17 protein-coding genes are annotated in these 16,680 nt (G+C 56.3%); 4 read left to right on the forward strand and 13 right to left on the reverse strand.

Going from position 1 to position 16,680, the window contains the following annotated elements; translation table 11 throughout:
• Positions 1–18 precede the first annotated feature (18 nt).
• Positions 19–1,083 carry an App1 family protein gene (locus tag M2119_RS07045; RefSeq protein ID WP_348520945.1) on the forward strand — a complete coding sequence of 355 codons (1,065 nt, stop codon included), beginning with the start codon at positions 19–21 and terminating at the stop codon, positions 1,081–1,083.
• Positions 1,084–1,087: 4 nt separating this feature from the next.
• Here M2119_RS07045 and hflX read toward each other — a convergent pair whose 3' ends face one another.
• The gene (gene hflX, locus M2119_RS07050) at positions 1,088–2,596 is read right to left on the reverse strand and encodes a GTPase HflX (RefSeq protein ID WP_280804225.1); all 1,509 of its coding nucleotides are present in this window, start codon (positions 2,594–2,596) and stop codon (positions 1,088–1,090) included.
• A gap of 80 nt (positions 2,597–2,676) precedes the next feature.
• Here hflX and M2119_RS07055 point away from each other — a divergent pair, with 80 nt between their 5' ends.
• Genes M2119_RS07055 through M2119_RS07065 form a run of 3 tightly spaced genes read left to right on the forward strand, consistent with a single transcriptional unit; the run spans position 2,677 to position 4,427 of the window.
• Positions 2,677–2,877 carry a hypothetical protein gene (locus M2119_RS07055; protein WP_280804226.1) on the forward strand — a complete coding sequence of 67 codons (201 nt, stop codon included), beginning with the start codon at positions 2,677–2,679 and terminating at the stop codon, positions 2,875–2,877.
• A gap of 50 nt (positions 2,878–2,927) precedes the next feature.
• The gene (locus tag M2119_RS07060; protein ID WP_280804227.1) at positions 2,928–3,797 is read left to right on the forward strand and encodes a hypothetical protein; all 870 of its coding nucleotides are present in this window, start codon (positions 2,928–2,930) and stop codon (positions 3,795–3,797) included.
• 9 nt (positions 3,798–3,806) lie between these two features.
• Positions 3,807–4,427 (forward strand): class I SAM-dependent methyltransferase, encoded by a 621-nt coding sequence (locus tag M2119_RS07065; protein WP_280804228.1) that lies wholly within the window; start codon positions 3,807–3,809, stop codon positions 4,425–4,427.
• On the opposite strand, the gene M2119_RS07070 is transcribed toward M2119_RS07065, so the two are convergent.
• The 12 genes from M2119_RS07070 to M2119_RS07125 form a co-directional block, all read right to left on the reverse strand.
• Entirely contained in the window at positions 4,424–4,828 is a 405-nt protein-coding gene (locus M2119_RS07070; protein WP_280804229.1) for a hypothetical protein, read from the reverse strand. The two genes, M2119_RS07065 and M2119_RS07070, sit on opposite strands and share 4 nt — an antisense overlap.
• A gap of 7 nt (positions 4,829–4,835) precedes the next feature.
• Positions 4,836–5,753, reverse strand: coding sequence for a diaminopimelate epimerase (dapF, locus tag M2119_RS07075; RefSeq protein ID WP_280804230.1), 918 nt, complete (start codon positions 5,751–5,753; stop codon positions 4,836–4,838).
• Positions 5,754–5,763: 10 nt separating this feature from the next.
• Positions 5,764–6,693: a tRNA (adenosine(37)-N6)-dimethylallyltransferase MiaA gene (miaA, locus tag M2119_RS07080; protein ID WP_280804231.1), complete on the reverse strand. Its 930-nt coding sequence runs from the start codon at positions 6,691–6,693 to the stop codon at positions 5,764–5,766.
• A gap of 1 nt (position 6,694) precedes the next feature.
• Complete coding sequence (miaB, locus tag M2119_RS07085; RefSeq protein ID WP_280804232.1) at positions 6,695–8,335, reverse strand: tRNA (N6-isopentenyl adenosine(37)-C2)-methylthiotransferase MiaB; 1,641 nt, start codon at positions 8,333–8,335, stop codon at positions 6,695–6,697.
• A 32-nt stretch (positions 8,336–8,367) separates the two neighbouring features.
• Entirely contained in the window at positions 8,368–9,021 is a 654-nt protein-coding gene (locus M2119_RS07090; protein ID WP_280804233.1) for a regulatory protein RecX, read from the reverse strand.
• A 5-nt stretch (positions 9,022–9,026) separates the two neighbouring features.
• Positions 9,027–10,118 carry a recombinase RecA gene (recA, locus tag M2119_RS07095; RefSeq protein WP_280804234.1) on the reverse strand — a complete coding sequence of 364 codons (1,092 nt, stop codon included), beginning with the start codon at positions 10,116–10,118 and terminating at the stop codon, positions 9,027–9,029.
• A 291-nt stretch (positions 10,119–10,409) separates the two neighbouring features.
• A complete protein-coding gene (locus M2119_RS07100) occupies positions 10,410–10,634 on the reverse strand; it encodes a DUF3046 domain-containing protein (RefSeq protein ID WP_280804235.1) in 225 nt (74 codons plus the stop codon).
• A gap of 5 nt (positions 10,635–10,639) precedes the next feature.
• Complete coding sequence (locus tag M2119_RS07105) at positions 10,640–10,948, reverse strand: helix-turn-helix domain-containing protein (protein ID WP_280804236.1); 309 nt, start codon at positions 10,946–10,948, stop codon at positions 10,640–10,642.
• 140 nt (positions 10,949–11,088) lie between these two features.
• Positions 11,089–11,547, reverse strand: coding sequence for a CinA family protein (locus M2119_RS07110; RefSeq protein WP_280804237.1), 459 nt, complete (start codon positions 11,545–11,547; stop codon positions 11,089–11,091).
• A gap of 5 nt (positions 11,548–11,552) precedes the next feature.
• A complete protein-coding gene (gene pgsA / locus M2119_RS07115) occupies positions 11,553–12,125 on the reverse strand; it encodes a CDP-diacylglycerol--glycerol-3-phosphate 3-phosphatidyltransferase (RefSeq protein ID WP_280804238.1) in 573 nt (190 codons plus the stop codon).
• 10 nt (positions 12,126–12,135) lie between these two features.
• Positions 12,136–14,829, reverse strand: coding sequence for an FtsK/SpoIIIE family DNA translocase (locus tag M2119_RS07120; protein WP_280804240.1), 2,694 nt, complete (start codon positions 14,827–14,829; stop codon positions 12,136–12,138).
• A 117-nt stretch (positions 14,830–14,946) separates the two neighbouring features.
• Complete coding sequence (locus tag M2119_RS07125; RefSeq protein WP_280804241.1) at positions 14,947–16,596, reverse strand: glycoside hydrolase family 13 protein; 1,650 nt, start codon at positions 16,594–16,596, stop codon at positions 14,947–14,949.
• Between the last annotated feature and the right edge of the window lie 84 nt (positions 16,597–16,680).

Genomic DNA, 16,680 nt, shown 5'->3' on the forward strand with positions numbered 1-16,680 from the left:
TCTGACAAACTAAACGTCGTGACCTCGAGAAAAACTTCCAGCGCTGCAGAGCTGTCTCAAGACGTCATGCACCGTGCAGCTCGCATCGAGGACCGGATGCATGCATACCGGGAAAAGCGTGTACGTAAACGTAATTATGCGGTCACCGTTGTCCCCTACCCCGGTTATGGCAACACCGAGTGGGTTCGGGTCTTAGCCCGTGTACTTCTCACCAAAAACCCACGGCCTGGTTCTCGTGCAGCACGCAAGATGCGCAAGCGTTCAGAAAGTGTTCGAGGGTGGCGTTCGTTTACCTCTGTGCCCATCAACGAAGTCATTGTCACCATCCGCATCAACGGCCACGAAATGGTTGTCAAGGCTGACCGTGGTGGCGTGGTGGATACCCATATCGAAATGAGCCTCTCCCCCGGAATGCACACCGTGCAACTCCAGGCAGAAGATTCTGAAGTGGCCGAAGCACAGATTCACGTGGTTTCCCCCGACGCCAGGATTGGCCTTGTCTGCGATGTCGACGACACCGTCATGGTGACGGCTCTTCCACGTCCATTCTTGGCGGCCTGGAATTCTTTCGTGCTCGATGAGCATGCCCGCGTTCCAACCCCTGGCATGGCAGTATTCCTGTCTCGGGTCGCCCAGATTTCAGAAGGGATGCCGGTTGTCTATCTGTCGACAGGGGCATGGAATGTGGCGCCGACGCTGCGCCGATTCCTGGGACGCAACCTCTACCCCCAGGGCACACTTCTTCTCACCGACTGGGGTCCCACGCGCGACCGTATGTTCCGTTCGGGCCGGCAGCATAAAGAAACACAACTCCGTCGCCTAGCGAACGAATTCCCTCACATCAAGTGGATTTTGGTGGGCGATGACGGCCAGCATGACGAAGCAATCTATGCAGAGTTTGAAAAGGAATACCCCGCGAGCGTGAAAGCTGTCGCTATTCGCCAACTCTCAAACGGTGAAGCAGTACTGGCCGGTGGACGCAAGAAGGCGGAAGAACACATTCAAGCCGGAGATGCGCCCTGGGTGTATTCCCCCGATGGCGCAGGGTTAGCTGCACAATTCAAAGAATTTAAGGTCCTGTAGAGATCTAGTCCACGAATTCGTCGAATTGGGGCAGGTCAGCATGCTTGACCCTGACATGAAGCCTGGTTCCGCCCTCTTCATACTCGGTGGAGTCCACCACTGCACGTGCGTGCAGGGCAGAAACCACGTCACCGCGCTCATACGGGACAAGCAAGCTCAAGGGAACGTCAGGGGTGGGAATACGTTCAGCGATGATGCGCAGAACCTCCTCAATCCCCTCACCCGTGCGGGCAGAAGCAAAAACGGCAGTGGGTTCCAGCCCGCGCAATAACAAGCGGTCATTGTCATCGATCAGATCACTCTTGTTGAACACAACAAGCTCTGGAATATCAGAGGCCCCTGCTTCACCGATCACGTCGCGCACGGTGCGAATTTGGGAGGCAGGATCCGGGTGTGAACCATCCACGACGTGCACGATGAGGTCTGCATCAGCGACCTCCTCAATGGTGGAACGGAACGCCTCGACGAGCTGGTGGGGAAGGTTACGAACAAACCCCACGGTGTCGACCAAGGTGTAGTTGCGACCGTCTTCCGTCTTGGCCTGGCGCACGGTGGCATCCAATGTGGCAAACAGAGCGTTCTCCACCAACACTCCCGCGCGGGTAATGCGGTTGAGCAGTGAGGATTTTCCGGCATTGGTATAGCCGGTGATCGCAACGGATGGAACACTGTTTCGTTTGCGATTAGCGCGCTTGGTATCGCGCGCTGGTTTCATTGCTTCTATTTGCTTGCGTAATTTGGCCATGCGCGTATTGATGCGTCGGCGGTCGAGCTCGATCTTGGTTTCACCAGGACCACGAGATCCCATACCGGCACCCGCGCTACCCACCTGTCCACCAGCCTGGCGAGACATGGATTCACCCCACCCGCGCAGGCGGGGAAGCATGTATTGCATCTGGGCAAGTTCCACTTGGGCTTTACCCTCACGGCTCTTGGCATGCTGGCTGAAGATATCCAGAATGACCGCGGTGCGGTCAATCACTTTGACCTTGACCTCGTCTTCCAGCGCACGGCGCTGCGAGGGAGCCAATTCGGTATCTGCCACAACAGTGTCAGCGCCGAGAGCGGCAACAAGGTCAGCTAGTTCAGAAACTTTTCCACGACCTAAGTAGGTTGCAGGATCTGGCATGGGGCGCATTTGCATGACACCGTCCAGAACCGTGGCACCAGCTGTTTCACACAGTGCCGCAAGTTCGCGCAACGAATTTTCGCCTTCCTCCACCTGTCCCTTGGGATAGACACCTATCAGGACAACATTCTCCAGACGGACCTGGCGATATTCAACCTCGGTAACATCCTCGAGTTCGGTGGAGAGCCCCTGAACTCGGCGCAAAGAAATGCGGTCTGCAAGATCTTGCTGTGCCCCATCAAAGCTTTCATCATGACGAATATCCGAATCATCACTGAGCGCCTGAGCTTTGCCGGAAGAAAAAACGGACACCCGAGCCCGATCACTCTTTCCGGCGCGCGCGAGCACGCGGTCGATGACATCGTCGGTGGGTTCTGTACTCATTACTTCAAAGATAACGGTGCTAGCTGGGAATCCCCACCGCAGTACTCGGCTAGTGTGTGGCTATGTTGCCTGAGACCACAATGACCCCCGCATCTTGTCCCCACTGTGGAGCACTCCTGGTGCCGATTGTGTATGGTTTCCCTGCCCCCGATGCTTTTGAACAAGTTTCCCGGGGTGAAATCGTGTTGGGTGGGTGCATGATGTACCCCGGTGCTCCCGATGACGGCTGCCCCACCAAAGGGTGTGCCGGGCCACCAACCCCCGAGTTACTTACTCGCTAACATATTCATCGGGCGGTCACATATCGAGTCCGCAATGAGGAGCAACTGACATGAGTAACACAACACCCACAAACTCGTCTTCCCGGATGGCATGGATTATTGTCAGCGCCATCATCGCCGTCATCGTGATTGTGGTTGTCAGTATTTCGGTTGCAAACTCACAGAAGCCTTCCCCCACACCAACGAACACAGGCATACCCACGGTTACGCCAACTCCACACCCCACGGCCACGCCGACCAAATCCGCTACACCTACCGTGACGCCGACGCCGACACAGACCCCCACGGTAAAGCCAACACCCACTCCCAGCCCGACTCCCACCATCGTCCCCATTTCGACGTGGGCTGATAAGACCTATGGAACCTTCACGCCGGTAAGCAACAGGAACCTGACCAACAGTCACGTCATCAACTTCGGGGATAACATCACCGCCGGTGTCGTCAAGATTGACACCACCAGCATTGTGAACGCCCCTTTCACTGTTGAAGTCATCACGAAAGACGGAACAGTCATCGACACGTTGGTGGATAGTGACGGCTCCTATACCGGAATCACCGCATTTGGCCTGACCACAACTGCCGGTCAGGTACCCGACGCCCTCAAGGTCACAACCACCGCAGACGTGACCTGGTCGGTATTAATTTCTCCGGTGTCTTCGGCGCCACAAGGCCCCCTGACCACCGTGAGTGACACTACCAACGACATGGTGTACCTCTACCCCGGAGCCGCAAGCACACTCCGTGCACAGACCTTCACCCCGAACCAGGGAATTGTCGTGACCCAATACTTTGGTCCAAATGTCACTGCCCTGACATTGGTGAACTCTCCCACAATGGTCAACCAAACGAGCCCCATTTCGGCGGGACCCTCTGTTGTCACCGTTCAGGCATCGGGTTCCTGGAATGTCACAGTGGGTTAGCCTGTAGTCATGCCCGAAGAGAAGACCGAACACTACTTTTCGGCACAACCCGCAGGTGAGTTCCGATCCACAGAGATCTCTGTGCGTCTCGCCCATGCTGATTACACGGTAGAAACCGCGGGGAGCATCTTCAGCCCCGATCACATTGATGCAGGTACCGAACAACTGCTCTACAGCGTTCCCGTACCGCCCGAGTCAGGAACATTCCTCGATCTGGGTTGCGGCTGGGGTCCCTTAGCGCTCACGTTGTCCCTTGAGGCCCCTGGAGCACAGATCTATGCTGTGGACGTCAACGAGCGCGCGCTCGAGCTCACGAGGCGCAACGCAGCCCGTTTGGGCCTCGAGAACATCGTTGTCTGCACGCCTACAGAGGTTGCTGCAGATCTTCGCTTTGACCTCATCTGGTCTAACCCACCCATTCGCGTGGGCAAGTCCGAGTTACACGACATCATGACGACCTGGCTCCCCCGCCTCAACCTCAATGGGGAGGCATATCTGGTGGTAGCCAAGCACCTGGGTGCAGATTCGTTCGAGAAGTGGCTGGGTACCGAGTTCGCAGCCACGCACGCCGTGGTTCGGGAAGATACCCGTAAAGGCTTCCGCATCATCAAAGTGACGCGCAACGCCTAAGGGAGCTGAGGTATCTCCAGATTCACCGCAGCCCCGAGAACAGCACAGCGAGCAGAAATTCCTACTGCCGAGCTGATAATTCCGGGCAGATCTGGCTGATTTCCAGCGACGACGAACTCCGCATTTGCTTTCAGGCTGGTCAATGCGGCAGCAAGAGGCTTATCTGTGGCTAGGGCCAGGGCCTCATCCACTTGACCAGGAAGTGCAGCAAACGCCGTGGGCAACTGCAAAAGATCTCCGGACTTCAATGCGGCGTTTGCGGTTTCCCACGTTTGAGCAATGGATTCACACGCAGCAGTGTTGGATGCCCTGTCATCTCCGTTGAAACTGGGGACCTGGTCACAGGCAGACAGTGTCAATACGGCGGCAACCGCAACACCCATCGCGGCGGTTCGGAACACGCGGTGACTACGCAATTTCGACCGTTCCGGTGTAAACCAATTCAGCAGGTCCAGACAGGGCAACGTGTTCGCCCTCTTCCGTGGGGAACATACGAACAGCCAAAGTTCCCCCCGGAACATCCACACGCCAGTTGTGGGGCGCACCTTCCCCTGCCCAGTGTCGTGTCGCCAGCGCTGCAGCAACAACTCCAGTACCGCAGGATAATGTCTCACCGGAACCACGTTCGTGAACGCGCATACGAATATGGCCAACCCCGTCTTTGACCAGAGGGTCGCGTGGAACAACGAGTTCCACATTTGCGCCATCAGGCAATACAGGCTCCAGACGTGGTGCCGTGCTCAAGTTCGCAGCATCTAGCTCACCGTCATCCGCAAACGCGGCAACAACATGGGGGTTGCCCACGCTGATTCCAATACCGGGGCGGGCAACAGGAACACCCTCCACCTTGACCACCGGTTCTCCGCCTTCAAAACTCCAACGCCCCATATCGACCTGGAACTGAGTTCCTTGGGCAGTGAGGTCCCGGACACCGGCACGCGTACCAATGGGAAGAGTTTCTCCGGGATTGATCGAGGCAAGCCCGGTCTCGAGCAGGTATTTGGCATACACGCGAATACCGTTGCCACACATCTCACTCAGAGAGCCATCCGAGTTGTAATAGTCCATAAACCACTCAGCAGCCGAGTCTTCAGCCAAAGCGTGTGCACCGGCGGGATCATCCACGATTTGGCCAGGTTCATGTTTGCGATTGAGCTTGCTGCTTTTCACCGCACGAATCAGCCCATCTGCACCGATTCCGAAGTGGCGGTCACACAGGGCCGCAATTTGGCTTGGAGTCAGTGGTAATTCGCCCTCGGGGTCGCTATAGAGAACGAAATCGTTGCCGGTTCCGTGTCCTTTAGTGAAATGTAGCGAGAAGGCCATACCTCTTAGCCTAAAGGCTCAGCGCGGCCAGAACGTGTGCCACATTCTGTTTGTCACCGGCAGGAAGCCACTGCAGGTCTGCATAGCGCTTGAACCAGCTCACTTGCCGCCTTGCATAGCGACGAGTGATGGACTGTGTCTGTTCGATCGCCTCGGCTTCAGACATGGTTCCAGCAATCTGTGCCAGTGCTTGGGCATAGCCGATAGCCCGTCCAGCGGTGACACCTCGCTCAATACCGGCAGGGATAAGACCTTTCACTTCGTCGACGAGCCCCTGTTCCCACATCTTCAGAACACGGTGGTCCAAGCGCGAGGTGAGGATGTCTCGTTCCTCCTGGAGTCCCACGATCACGGCGGGCTTCCAATAGACAGGCTCTTCGGGCAGAGTGCCCAGAGCTGCCGTGTTGCCGGTAACTTCCAGTACCTCTAACGCGCGAACCACGCGACGACTGTTGTGCTCATCAATGCGGGCAGCCGCCTCCGGAGCACTCTGCTGCAAGCGTTGAAAAAGGATTCCAGGGCCCAGTTCTGCTAACTCTGCTTCGAGACGCTCCCGAACAACGTCGTCATGGCCAGGGAATTCAAAATCAAAGAGCACACTGCTCACATAGAGCCCCGAGCCGCCGACCAGAATGGCAACGTTTCCTCGTGACGTAATTTCTTCGATAACTTCACGTGCTTGAGCTTGATAGTCGGCAACGGCAGCTTCCCGGGTGACGTCCCAGACGTCCAGCATGTGATGCGGTATCCCCCGACGTTCAGAAACGGAAAGTTTGGCCGTTCCAATATCCATGCCTGCATAAAGCTGCATCGCATCCGCATTGACAATCTCTGCGCCCATCCCCCGCGCTGCAAGTGCCCCAGCAATGTCGAGTGACAGATCCGACTTTCCCGTGCCGGTGGCTCCCACAATCGCCAGAATGTGGGCCGAAGCATTCACGCTAGCGCTGCCCGTCTTCGGGATCGTAGATCGGCGTGGTTGCCACTCGGATGGTCGGCATCCCGAGACCCACGAGTGGAATCGAGGTAGAACCAAGGTTCTTTGCCCCACCTGTACTGGGAACTCCACAGCTCTCCGCTTGTTCACGATCCCATGCATCTCCGGCAATGGTTCGACGAACTTTAATGGGTGCGCCCGAGGGGTCATCTGCAAGAAGGTGGAATGGAGCTGCTTCTGTAATCGTGACCGTGACAATGTCACCGGGACGAGGAATCTCACTGCCCGGGGTCACTTCAAAGTGAACCAGACGAGAATCTTCTGCACGGCCACTCATGCGTTCTGTGGCGCTGTCTTTACGGCCTTCGCCATTAGCCACGAGAACATGAACCTCTCGGCCAATCTGCGCCTTATTTTCTTGCCAGGCGATGTCGTTTTGCAGTGCAAGGAGACGTTCATAACGTTCTTGGACAACCGCCTTCGGGAGTTGTCCTTCCATCTCCGCTGCCGGCGTTCCGGGGCGCTTGGAATATTGGAAAGTAAACGCTGTGGCGAAGCGAGCTTCCCGCACCACTCGCAAGGTCTCTTCGAAATCTTCCTCGGTCTCTCCGGGAAAACCCACGATGATGTCGGTGCTAATGGCAGCGTGTGGCATTGCCACCCGCACCTTCTCCAAAATGTTGAGGAACTTCTCACTGCGATAGCTCCGGCGCATGGCTTTGAGTACTCTGTCTGAGCCAGACTGCAAGGGCATGTGGAGCTGGGGCATGACGTTAGGAGTGTCGGCCATGGCCTCAATGACATCATCGGTGAATGCCGCCGGGTGAGGACTGGTGAATCGAACCCGCTCCAACCCTTCAATCTGGCCACAGGCTCGAAGCAGCTTCGCAAAAGCACCCTTGTCGCCAAATTCAACACCGTAGGTGTTGACGTTTTGACCAAGCAAAGTGACCTCAATCGCACCTTGATCAACTAAGGCTTTGACTTCGTTGAGTACCTCGCCGGGACGGCGGTCACGTTCCTTGCCTCGCAAGCTCGGCACAATGCAGAACGTGCAGGTATTGTTACAGCCCACCGAGATCGATACCCAGCCGGAGTAGGTGGAATCTCGCTTCGTCGGCAGCGTAGATGGGAACGTCTCTAGAGATTCCAGAATCTCGAGCTCTGCTGTGTGGTTATGGCGCGAACGCTCCAACAACCGCGGCAGAGAACCCATGTTGTGTGTTCCAAATACGACGTCAACCCAGGGAGCCTTCTTGAGAAGAAGCGCTTGATCTTTCTGGGCTAAACATCCACCCACAGCAATCTGCAGACCTTCGTGTTTTTCTTTGACACGAGCCAGGTGACCTAGGTTTCCATAGAGCTTGTTATCTGCGTTCTCACGAACCGCACAGGTGTTGATCACAACAACATCGGGCTGAGCAGAACTTGCACTGCGCTTGAGGTCAGGGTTTGCCTCAGCTTCGGCAGCAAGATCAAACTTCACATAACCAGCAGCTTCCATGGCACCCGCCAAACGTTCACTATCGTGAACGTTCATTTGGCAACCGAAAGTGCGCACCTCGTAGGTGCGAACGCGGCCAGATTCGTCCACAGCAGCATCCGAATGAGGGATGAGGGTGGGTGTTTCACTGACGTTGGTCATAACACCTCAAGTTTACGACCGATAGCGCACGGCTAGTGCCGTGTGGCAAGAGCGAGCTTGCTCGCTTCACGCACGGTCTGGCCGGAATAGCCTCGTCGAGAGAGAAAGCCCACCAGCCTGCGTTCTGCCGTTGCATCGTCGAGCTTGCTGAACTGTCTCACTCTGTTCAGGGCAAGTTCAGTAGCTTTGCTGAGTTCATCCCCTTCATCCAATGTGTCGAGGGCAGCGTCAATGAGGGAAGACGAGATCCCCCGTTGACGCAATTCGCGTCCAATGACGCTCTTGCTCTTTCCGCGGCGCTCACTGAGACGGATCACAAGTTCGTGCGCCAGTCGTTCATCATTGAGATAGTTGAGTCGTTCGAACTTATCGACCAGGTTTGCCGCGTCTCCTTCAGCCGCATCGCGCGAACGAAGCCACATCATGACTTCGTGCACCGTCATATCGCTCGTGTTGAGCTTGCGTAACAGGGTTTGTTCGAGTGCGTCAAGATCCAGAGCTGCAACAGATTCTGTCTCTTCTGCGGGTTCTTCGGGTTCGTCAACATCGGTGAACATGACTGAGCTCAATCGCTGCACACCGGCAGGAATTGTTTTCTCCTGAGTTGCCTCGCCTGGAAACCCAGGCGAGGCAACAGGAGCATTCTGTTCGGGATCAACCCACGGCAGAAAAGTGACATTGGTCACGAGGATCAGGCTCCCTTACGAACCTCATCGAGTTCTGCAAAGTCTGGTTCAACCTCAACGGCTGTCGCAGCGGCCTCGAGCGCTGCCGCTTCTGCGGCAGCAGCACCGACTCCAAGTTTGGCCAGAATCTTCTGCTCAATCTCAAGTGCGATGGCGGGGTTTTCGAGAAGGAAGTTACGAGAGTTTTCCTTGCCCTGACCGAGCTGATCTGCTTCGTAGGTGTACCAGGCACCGGACTTCTTAACGATGCCGTGATCGACACCAAAGTCGATGAGGCTACCCTCACGTGAAATACCGGTTCCATACAGAATGTCGAATTCTGCCTGCTTGAAGGGTGGCGCCATCTTGTTCTTGACGACCTTGACGCGGGTGCGGTTACCCACTGCATCGGTACCGTCCTTGAGAGTCTCAATCCGACGAATGTCGAGACGGACCGAAGCATAGAACTTGAGCGCCTTACCACCGGCGGTAGTTTCGGGGCTTCCGAAGAAGACACCGATCTTTTCACGCAGCTGGTTGATAAAAATCATGGTGGTGTTGGTGGAGTTCAATCCACCGGTGAGCTTGCGCAGTGCCTGAGACATCAGACGAGCCTGGAGACCCACGTGAGTGTCACCCATTTCGCCTTCGATTTCAGCACGGGGAACCAGGGCTGCGACCGAGTCAATGACGACGAGGTCAATGGAGCCAGAACGCACGAGCATGTCTGCGATTTCCAAGGCTTGCTCACCGGTGTCTGGCTGGGACACGAGCAGCGCGTCGATGTCGACACCCAGCTTCTTGGCGTACTCGGGGTCGAGTGCGTGTTCCGCATCGATGAATGCGGCGATACCCCCCTGCTTCTGCACATTCGCAATCGCGTGCAGGGTCAGGGTGGTCTTACCGGAAGATTCTGGACCGTAGATTTCGACGATACGGCCACGAGGTAGTCCGCCAATACCGAGGGCAACGTCCAATGCGATAGATCCTGTCGGAATCACCTCGACGGGAGCGCGGTCTTCGCTTCCCAGGCGCATGACGGACCCTTTACCGAACTGGCGGTCGATCTGGGCTAGTGCTGTTTCTAGTGCTTTTTCGCGGTCAGCGGCAGATGCCATGGCCGTCTCCTTTACTTATCGAGGGTGATTCGCCTATCGACTGCCGTGCTACTCCTCCGCTACCGGCCGGCCGGTGAAGGCGGGACGGGCGCTGCGGGGCGCTTACGACAAGGCGCATGCTCCTATCTGGACGTGTTTCACCATAGAAGTGACCACGGACATTGACTGTCGGTACCGCTTCTGTGTGGATAACACGTGCAAACGAGTGCATGTGTAGGAGACTAGCTCTTTTCGAATACATATTCGAACACGCATCGGCGTGTTGTAAATTCACACGCCACGAAAAGGAGACTATTTTTTGGGCTCGGGGAGGCCCACGCCATACCAGCGGGTTCGCGGAACATCTGCTGACTTACACAGGGCAAGCCAGACGTCACGGGCAGGAATTCCCTGACGCAACGCTTCTGCTGAGGTCACGGAACCAAGATCGGAGAGGACAAGATCATTGACAAGAACGCGGCCATACCCCTCGCCGAACTCATCTGAGACGGCGCGCCAAAATTCGCTGAGGCGCACGAGGCCTAGCGGGTTGCGACGAAGTCGTTGACGAACTCGTCTGGAACGGTGTCGGGGAATGCGCGCATTGGCTCAAGTCCCTCAATCACAGCAAGACGATCTCCTACTTCACGCATAATCTGCGAGATCGGAGTATCCAGAGCATCTGCTACAGCAGCGAGAATTTCTGAGCTTGCTTCCTTTTGGCCACGTTCTACTTCACTCAAGTAACCGAGTGCGACGCTGGCCTTGCTTGCAACCTGTCGCAGTGTGCGACCTTTCTGCAAACGGTAGTCGCGCAGAACATCGCCGATTTCCTGTCGTACAAGAATCATGGTGCCTCCCTACGCTTGTGAACCTTCAGGTTCCTCTACTTCACACTCTCATGTTAGCTCCAGAAACCTGAAAACCAGATGTGAGTCTGCTTGTATCAACTTAGGTTACGACAGATTTATTCCCAGCATGTTTCAGGTAGCTAGGAAACAATGCTGGCCAACAGGCCTAAAGCCTTGTGCACAGTGAGGGACCGGATCTCATTTCGAGTTCCCGCAAGGGATAATTCCTCGACTTTGCGGGTATTCCCCCAGCTGCAGGCAATAAATACCGTTCCCACAGACTTTCCACCCTGTGGGTCTGGACCGGCAACTCCGGTGGTAGACAAGCCAATATCTGCACCCAGACGCTGCGCCACCCCTTCTGCCATCGCAAGTGCCGTATCCGCGTCTACAGGCCCCGCAGTTGCTAGCAAATTCTCATCGACACCCAACAGGCGTGACTTCAAGTCGGTGGCATATGCCACGACTCCCCCGCGCACAACTGCCGAAGCCCCGGGGACCTCTGTAAGCGCCGCACAGAGCAATCCCCCCGTCAGGGACTCTGCAACGGCCAGCGTCAGCCCTCTGGCCGCTAAACGTTCAATGAGTTCGCTGTGCATAGAAGTTATTCTGCAGAAGCGGAACGTAGTTTCTTGCTCTGCTTCCAGGCATCGACGAGGTAGTCCACGCCAGTCCACACAGTGAGTACGGTCGCAGCGGACATCAAGACGATGTTGATGATGTTCGCTGCATCACCCCAGAACAGTTGCATCGGAAGCAACGCGAACGAAATAGCCACGAACTGCATGATGGTCTTGAGCTTGCCTCCACGCGAGGCAGGAATCACATGATCGCTGAGCACTGCCAGTCGGAAGATCGTGATTCCGACCTCACGTACAAGAATCACAATCGTCACCCACCAGGGCAATTCACTCAGAATCGAGAGCGTGATGAGCGCTCCACCAGTGAGGACTTTGTCCGCAATCGGGTCGAGCAGTTTGCCAAAGTCTGAGACCACGTTGTATTTACGGGCGAGATAGCCATCAATACCGTCGGTGGCCATTCCGATGATGAACAGCGCAGCACCCCACCAGCGCAGGGGTGAGTTGAGGTCGCTTCCTGCGGTCAGCAGCATCCAGATGAATACTGGCGCAAAGAAGATGCGCACAATCGTGATGGTGTTGGGTACGTGCTTCATAACTCTCAGGTTAGTCGCGCCCGGTCAAACCCCAGGCATCTTCGCTGCCTTCGTCGCCGTCAACTTCTTCATAGCCTTCCGTCATGGCTTGAACGGGGTCCTGGCCATAGGGGTCAGCAGCAGGCGGCTTCACAGCGGGCGCAGGGACTGCAGCATCGCCACGGAGTTGCGCAAGGACGTTGGGAAGTTGCTCTTGGGACACGAGCACATCGCGAGCCTTGGAACCTTCTGACGGGCCCACAATATTGCGGCTTTCCATCAAGTCCATCAAGCGACCCGCCTTGGCAAAGCCCACCCGGAGTTTACGTTGCAACATCGAGGTGGAACCGAACTGGGTCGACACGACCAGCTCGACAGCTTGGAGAAGAACGTCCAGGTCATCTCCGATGTCTGCGTCGATTTCCTTGCGTTCTGCGGCAGCAGCAACATCGGTGCGGTATTCAGGGTGTGCTTGCCTCGTGACGTGGGTGACAACCTTGTGAATTTCTTCTTCACTCACCCAGGCGCCCTGCACACGGATGGGCTTGTTAGCCCCCATGGGCAAGAACAGTGCATCACCTTGACCGATGAGCTTGTCAGCGCCGGGCTGGTCCAAGATCACACGGGAGTCCGTCACACTCGTCACCGCAAAAGCAAGACGTGAGGGAACGTTAGCTTTAATCAAACCGGTGACAACATCTACCGAGGGACGCTGGGTGGCTAATACGAGGTGGATACCCGAGGCTCGTGCAAGCTGGGTGATGCGAACGACCGAATCTTCGACGTCACGCGGTGCAACCATCATGAGGTCTGCGAGCTCATCCACCACGACGAGGAGGTAAGGATAGGGACGCAACTCCCGTTCGCTCCCAGCAGGTAACACGATGTCATTGTTCACGACGGCACGGTTGAAGTCGTCAATGTGACGGAAGCCGAAACTGGCGAGGTCGTCATACCGCATGTCCATCTCTTTCACGACCCATTGGAGAGCTTCAGCAGCCTTCTTGGGGTTCGTGATGATGGGCGTGATGAGGTGAGGAACACCAGCATAGGGAGCAAGCTCCACACGCTTGGGGTCAACCAACACCATGCGAACTTCTGCAGGAGTGGAACGCATCAGAATGCTTGTGATCATGGAGTTTACAAAACTCGATTTACCAGAACCGGTGGAACCCGCGACGAGCAAGTGTGGCATCTTGGCCAGGTTGGCCACCACGAAGCCACCTTCGACGTCCTTGCCCACGCCAATAGTCATGGGGTGTTCACTCGAGGTCGAGGCATTGGATCGAAGCACGTCACCGAGGGTCACGATCTCGCGGTCGGTATTCGGAATTTCAATACCGATGGCGCTCTTCCCGGGAATTGGTGAGAGGATCCGCACCTCGTTCGATGCAACGGCATAGGACAGGTTCTTGGAAAGCGCAGTGACGCGCTCAACTTTGACGCCGGGACCCAATTCAATTTCGTAACGGGTTACGGTGGGGCCACGGCTAAAGCCGGTCACTGCGGCATCAACCGAGAACTGCTTGAGTACCTCCGTGATAGCGCGTACAGCCTCATCATTTGCGGCAGAGCGCGTCTTCGCAGGTGCACCAGCTACCAAAGCATTTGCAGCAGGCAAACGATAGACCGCAGGGGCAGCCCGAGGTGTGGGCGCAGCGGCAACGACAGACTCTTCGACCCCGGCAGCTTCAGCCGTCACGGGGAGAACAACGGGAGCGGTTTCCACGTTGTCTTGCAGGGATGTTTCGCCTGCAAGAACCTCACCCGTGTGGAAGGCACGCACGGCTTCCTCAGCTGAGGTGAGTTCTTCGACGATGTCCAGGTCCGTCATCTCGCGTGTTGCAGCAAGGTCAACAGCGTGAGCAGCAGGATCTGTAATCACGGGTGAATCAAAGGCGGCTTCAGTCTCCCGGCGACTACTGTTGCGGCGCCACCACGGCAAGGCTGAAGCTTCGACAGGATCCAGGTCAAGGATTTCGATCTTTCCTGTCTCTGCTGAATCCTTCTCAACGCTGGCACCAAAGAGATAGGCATAGAGCTCACGGAACCGGGCGCCAATGCGGTTAGGCGGCGTCTTCGTGATGATGAGCAGGGACAGTGCAATGATCGCAATCATCACAATGACCGCGCCCACTGGAGTAATAACCATGGCCAACGGTGCGGCCATGACCCACCCGAGCAATCCGCCTGCATCAGCAAGAGCCGCTACACCCATAGAAGGATCTGGTTGGCCGCCGAATATTTGCGCCAAGCCGGCAGAAGCCATGAGTAACAACGTGAGCCCAACCCCGATGCGGTTGTTGTCATTGACCGAGCTAGGGTGACGGAAGAGCCAAATGGCCATCAAAATCATGACCACGGGCAGGCCATATGCGATACGACCAAACAGACCTCCGAAGGTCCAGTCGTTGATCGTTTGAGCAATCTCATTGTTGGGCAGGAACCACTGGGTGATCGCTCCCACAATGGCGAAAACAACCAGCGTGAAGGGAACGCCATCACGGCGTTCATCTTTACTGAATTTTTCCGGACCGAGCATCCGGGCAGCTCCACCGGTCAGATGCGCAAGAGACATCCAGAGCCAGGCAATACCTGTGTAGGTCTGTCCACCGTTGCTCGTGGAACGTGAGGAGCGTGTCGTACGCGTGGAGGTCTTGGGCTTCTGGGCGCGCGCACGCGAACCACTGCTCGAGCGGGAACGCGAATTGGAGCCAGTAGCCATGCCTCAAAGTTACGCGAGCAGGCCACTTATCCCCGGTATTCCGGGCGAGTGTTCAGATATACGAAACCCCGCAACCAGCGAATGGCTGCGGGGTTTTCGAATGGAGGGAGGGATCTCCTAGACAGTGATCCACGCGGTGGCATTGCCCGGAAGCTTGCCATCGACGAGTGGGGCACTTGTGAGTTGAACCGTGCCCTCGGGAAGCGCAACTGGCTTCTTCCCGAAGTTTGTAATGTTGTGCCATCCATTGGCACGCTTGAAGTGAACGACCTTGCGAGGACTCGTCACCCATTCCAGGGTTTCAGTGCTCAACAATTGCTTGCGCAATGCCAGGGCGGCCCGATACAGCTTGAGGGTGGAATCTTCCTGGACTTCTTCGAACTCCACCGAGAATCCAGCAAACCATGAGGGCTGTGGTAAGTGTGCGGACGCGGAACCAAACCCAAAGGAGCTTCCAGTCTTCTCCCACGGCAGCGGAACTCGGCACCCGTCCCGGCCCTTACGAGTCTTGCCATCACGCAGCCAAATGGGGTCTTGGAGAACCTCACCCGGCAGGTCTGCCACTTCGAACAAACCTAATTCTTCACCCTGATACATGTAGGTACTTCCCGGCAACGCCAGCAGCAACATCGTTGCTGCACGGGCGCGGGAGAGACCTAATTCACGATCGAGCTCGGGGCTGGTGCCATCGGTGACCAGCCACTTATCGTAGTTTGTCTTCTTTGGCAGACCGTATCGGCTTGCATGACGGACAACATCGTGGTTGGAGAGAACCCAGGTTGAGGACGAGCCCGACTTCTCCGAGAGCTTGAGATTGAATTCAATGGTTTTCTTGAACTTCTTGGCCGACCACGGTGCTGCAAGGAGGTCAAAGTTGAAGGATTGTCCGAGGGTTTCTGGACTGGCATAACGGTAACGACGCTCAGCGGGAACCCAGGCCTCCGCCACGGCCACACGAGGCGGGTTATAAGAGTTGAAGATCTCTCGCCAGCCCCGGTATACCTCGACCAATTCTTCGCGGTCAAAAAGATGGTGGGAGCCATCGAGTGGGATGTGCTTCGGGTCGTAGTCGACAATGGTGGGGTATGGCTCAGACATGTCCTTCTTCAAGGCGTGAGCGACGTCAATACGGAAGCCGTCCACGCCACGGTCGGACCAGAAACGAAGAGTCTTCTTGAAGTCCTCGATGACCTCTGGGTTATCCCAGTTGAAGTCGGGCTGTTCAGGAGCGAAGAGGTGGAGGTACCACTGGCCTGGAGTACCGTCAGCAGTGGTGGTGCGTGTCCAGCTGGTGGGGCCAAAGTGGGAAGGCCAGTCATTGGGTGGAAGCTCGCCGTGAGCGCCCTTACCGTCTCGGAAAATGTAACGGTCGCGCGCAGCCGACCCGGGCTCTGCAGCGAGAGCTTCTTGGAACCACACGTGCAAGTCTGACGAGTGGTTGGGCACGACGTCAGCGAAGACACGGATTCCCTTGGCGTGATAAGCCTGAATCATGTCGTCGAAGTCGGCCAGAGTGCCCAGTTTGGGATCAACATCACGGTAGTCAGCCACGTCATAGCCACCGTCAGCTAACGCAGAAGGATAGAAGGGGCTCAGCCAAATCGCGTCCACACCGAGTTCAGCGATGTAATCAACCTTCGAGGTGATGCCCTTGACATCACCGAGGCCATCCCCATTGGAGTCTTTGAATGACCGGGGATAAACCTGATACACGACAGCTTGGCGCCACCAGTTTTCATCACCGGCGAGGAACACAGACTCTGTCATCTTGACTACTTTCCTAGGTTGTTCGTAAGGCTATTGGGGCAATTTTTCCATTGTGTTTCAGAATTATCGACGCGCGTCGATAAT

Origin of the sequence: Aurantimicrobium minutum, assembly GCF_029894165.1 — a bacterium.
GTDB lineage: Bacteria > Actinomycetota > Actinomycetes > Actinomycetales > Microbacteriaceae > Aurantimicrobium > Aurantimicrobium minutum_A.

Coding starts and splice junctions, on each gene's coding strand:
- hflX (WP_280804225.1), bottom strand. CDS start 2,596: ATGAGTACAGAACCCACCGACGATGTCATCGACCGCGTGCTCGCGCGC.
- M2119_RS07055 (WP_280804226.1), top strand. CDS start 2,677: ATGACCCCCGCATCTTGTCCCCACTGTGGAGCACTCCTGGTGCCGATT.
- M2119_RS07060 (WP_280804227.1), top strand. CDS start 2,928: ATGAGTAACACAACACCCACAAACTCGTCTTCCCGGATGGCATGGATT.
- M2119_RS07065 (WP_280804228.1), top strand. CDS start 3,807: ATGCCCGAAGAGAAGACCGAACACTACTTTTCGGCACAACCCGCAGGT.
- dapF (WP_280804230.1), bottom strand. CDS start 5,753: ATGGCCTTCTCGCTACATTTCACTAAAGGACACGGAACCGGCAACGAT.
- miaB (WP_280804232.1), bottom strand. CDS start 8,335: ATGACCAACGTCAGTGAAACACCCACCCTCATCCCTCATTCGGATGCT.
- recA (WP_280804234.1), bottom strand. CDS start 10,118: ATGGCATCTGCCGCTGACCGCGAAAAAGCACTAGAAACAGCACTAGCC.
- M2119_RS07105 (WP_280804236.1), bottom strand. CDS start 10,948: ATGATTCTTGTACGACAGGAAATCGGCGATGTTCTGCGCGACTACCGT.
- M2119_RS07110 (WP_280804237.1), bottom strand. CDS start 11,547: ATGCACAGCGAACTCATTGAACGTTTAGCGGCCAGAGGGCTGACGCTG.
- pgsA (WP_280804238.1), bottom strand. CDS start 12,125: ATGAAGCACGTACCCAACACCATCACGATTGTGCGCATCTTCTTTGCG.
- M2119_RS07120 (WP_280804240.1), bottom strand. CDS start 14,829: ATGGCTACTGGCTCCAATTCGCGTTCCCGCTCGAGCAGTGGTTCGCGT.
- M2119_RS07125 (WP_280804241.1), bottom strand. CDS start 16,596: ATGACAGAGTCTGTGTTCCTCGCCGGTGATGAAAACTGGTGGCGCCAA.